General features: G+C 70.2%; 3 protein-coding genes. 1 reads left to right on the top strand and 2 read right to left on the bottom strand.

Annotated elements, in window-relative coordinates; translation table 11 throughout:
* Window positions 1–1,005: fumarylacetoacetase (fahA, locus tag B551_RS16715; RefSeq protein ID WP_023264602.1), on the top strand; the 1,005-nt coding region annotated here is incomplete at its 5' end.
* Between the two features lie 142 nt (window positions 1,006–1,147).
* Here the strand turns inward: fahA and B551_RS16710 are convergent.
* Complete coding sequence (locus tag B551_RS16710) at window positions 1,148–1,648, bottom strand: hotdog family protein (RefSeq protein ID WP_006579807.1); 501 nt, start codon at window positions 1,646–1,648, stop codon at window positions 1,148–1,150.
* Window positions 1,639–2,240: beta-ketoacyl synthase chain length factor (locus B551_RS16705; protein ID WP_043440432.1), on the bottom strand; the 602-nt coding region annotated here is incomplete at its 5' end. The genes B551_RS16705 and B551_RS16710, both read right to left, overlap by 10 nt.

The raw sequence follows: 2,240 nt of genomic DNA, 5'->3' as shown, positions 1-2,240 counted from the left end.
GAACTGCTGGCCGCCGGCACGCCGACGCTGCGCGACGACGCCGCGCTGCGCGAGCGCGCGGTGGTGCCGATGGCCGGCGCGACGCTGCATCTGCCGGTGCAGATTCCGGGCTATACCGACTTCTATTCGTCGAAGGAGCACGCGACCAACGTCGGCCGCATGTTCCGCGACCCGGACAACGCGCTGCTGCCGAACTGGCTGGAAATCCCAATCGGCTACAACGGCCGCGCCAGCTCGGTGGTCGTCAGCGGCACGCCGATCCATCGTCCCAACGGCCAGATCAAGCTGCCGAACGAGGCGCGCCCGATCTTCGGCGCCTGCCGCAAGCTCGACTACGAACTGGAGATGGGCTTCATCGTCGGCAAGGACTCGGCGCTGGGCGAGCCGGTGTGCGTCGACCAGGCCGACGACTACCTGTTCGGCATGGTGCTGCTCAACGACTGGAGCGCGCGCGATATCCAGCAGTGGGAATACGTGCCGCTGGGGCCGTTCAATTCGAAGAGCTTCGGCACGTCGATCTCGCCCTGGGTCGTCACGATGGACGCGCTCGAACCATTCCGCCGCGACAATCCCGAGCAGTCGCCGCAGCCGCTGCCGTATCTGCGCCAGTCTGCGCGCAACGCCTACGACATCAAACTCGAGGTCGCGCTGCGGCCGCAGGGCGCCGAGCGCGCCGAGCCGATCAGCCGCACCAACTTCCGTGCGATGTACTGGACGATGGCGCAGCAGCTCGCCCACCACACGGTGTCGGGCTGCAATGTGCGGGTCGGCGACCTGATGGGTTCGGGCACGATCAGCGGCACCACGCCGGACTCGTACGGCAGCCTGCTGGAACTGACCCGCAACGGCAACGAGCCGCTGAAGCTGGCGGGCGGGGCGCAGCGTGGCTTTCTGCAGGACGGCGACGAAGTGGTGATGCGCGGCTGGTGCCAGGGCGATGGCTATCGCATCGGCTTCGGCGAGGTCAGCGGCGAGGTGCTGCCAGCACCGAAGGTCGAGGGGTAATCCCGGCCTCGACGATCGAAAGCCACTGGGCCTCCGCTTGCGCGGGGGCGACGCGATACGTTATTGGATGTCGTCCCCGCGAAAGCGGGGACCCAGCGTCTTCAACCGGCCCGAACCGGGCCGCGCTAGGTTTGAGGAAGGTTCACTCGCCCGGCGTGGCGTCCAGCACCACCGCCGCGCGGCCCGTCAGCAGCACGGCGCCGCCGCCATGCAGCGCGAATTCGTAGAGCACCTGGCGTTCGTCGCCGCCGATGCGCTCGGCCTCGATCGCCAGCGGTCCCGCCACGGTATCGAGCCGCTCGGCGTGGATCTCGACCCTGCGCACGCTGGCCAGATAGCCGACGCGCGGCGTGGCTGCGGAGCCGGACGTCAGCAGCGCGCCGTGCACGGCCATTGCCTGCGCCGCATATTCGATGCCGCACAGCGCGGCGAGCCGTCCTTCGGCACGCATCGGATGATCGGGCGACGCATGGTTGTTCGCCTCGCAGCGGATGCGCATCGCATTCCAGTCGACCACCCGGTCGAGCAGGCACATCGCGCCGCGATGCGGGATATGCGCGGCGATCCAGTCCCGGCCGACCGGCGTGCCGGGCGCCATGCCGCTCGCCGACGCAGCGTCGTCACGGCCTTCGTTCACCGCCATGGCGCGACCTCGACGCGCAAGCGCAGCGGTTCCAGATAATCGAGCACCGGGGCGGCATCGTCGCCCCGCGCCAGCGTTTGCAGCAAGGGCAGGGCGCGGGCGGCCGGGATCGCGGCGCGCAGGCCCTCCAGCGCGCCATCGGCCATCATCGTCGGCGCCTCGCCTTCGAGCGTCAGCGAGGGCCGCAGGCTCGCCAGCGTCGCCGGCCCGGGCTCCGCGCTCAGCACCAGCGCGAGCCCGAACACATCGGGAATCGGCCGCGCGCTGCGCAGCGGCTCGGGATAGTCGGTGTCATAGGCGATCAGCACACAGGGCGCGCCGGTCGCCAGCACCTGGCTGCAGGCATCGAGCAGGCCGGCGGCGAAGCTGCCGTCGTGCGCGCACATCGCGTTGGACGGCGCCATCGCGCCGGTGGCGATGCTCCAGTAGCCGGCCGGCGCGTTGTGCACCGAGTTGTGGAAGCGGGTCGGCGAGATCAGCGGATCCTCGCCCGCCAGCGATTCGCAGATCGCGTGGTAGTTGTGGCCGTCGGCGCCGGAGGCGCTGAACACGGTCGCCAGCGTGGCGGCATCGCGTCCGCTGGCCGCGATCG

Origin of the sequence: Cupriavidus sp. HPC(L), assembly GCF_000307735.3 — a bacterium.
Lineage (GTDB): Bacteria > Pseudomonadota > Gammaproteobacteria > Burkholderiales > Burkholderiaceae > Cupriavidus.
The sequence above is the reverse complement of the archived record's forward strand: the minus strand, read 5'-3'. Positions and strand labels throughout refer to the sequence as shown.

What these genes read in the sequence shown, in the direction of transcription:
- B551_RS16710 (WP_006579807.1), bottom strand. Translation starts at nt 1,648, where the DNA reads ATGGCGGTGAACGAAGGCCGTGACGACGCTGCGTCGGCGAGCGGCATG.